Raw genomic sequence first — 350 nt, 5'->3', positions numbered from 1 at the left:
CACCCCGGCGGGCACCTGGATCCAGGTCGAGATGCAGGGCACCTACAACACGGGCACCAGCACCCCCTGGTACGTGATGAGCCGCTGGGCCTCCGGCGACCAGGACATCAAGCGGGCCACCCTCGACGGTCAGGGCGACCCGTACTCCAGCATCTGGACCGACACGTTCTCGATCGACGACGCCGAGGCCGGCGTGCTGCTGCGGTCGTACCAGCTGCGGCTCAGCCTGTACCGCAAGCCCGGCCAGACGGCGTCGCCGAAGGTCCGGATGCTCGGCGCGATGAGCTCGAACATCCCCGACCGCTTCACCGTGACCCCCAGCAAGGGCGGCATCGCGTGGGGCACCGAGC

1 pseudogene is annotated in these 350 nt (G+C 69.7%); it reads left to right on the top strand.

The features are described from left to right. Positions 1-350: pseudogene (locus ACLQ29_RS35475) on the top strand (peptidase C39 family protein); the annotation flags it as partial.

The organism is Micromonospora sp. DT228, assembly GCF_049841595.1.
GTDB lineage: Bacteria > Actinomycetota > Actinomycetes > Mycobacteriales > Micromonosporaceae > Micromonospora.
This window is presented reverse-complemented; position numbering and strand designations above follow the sequence as displayed.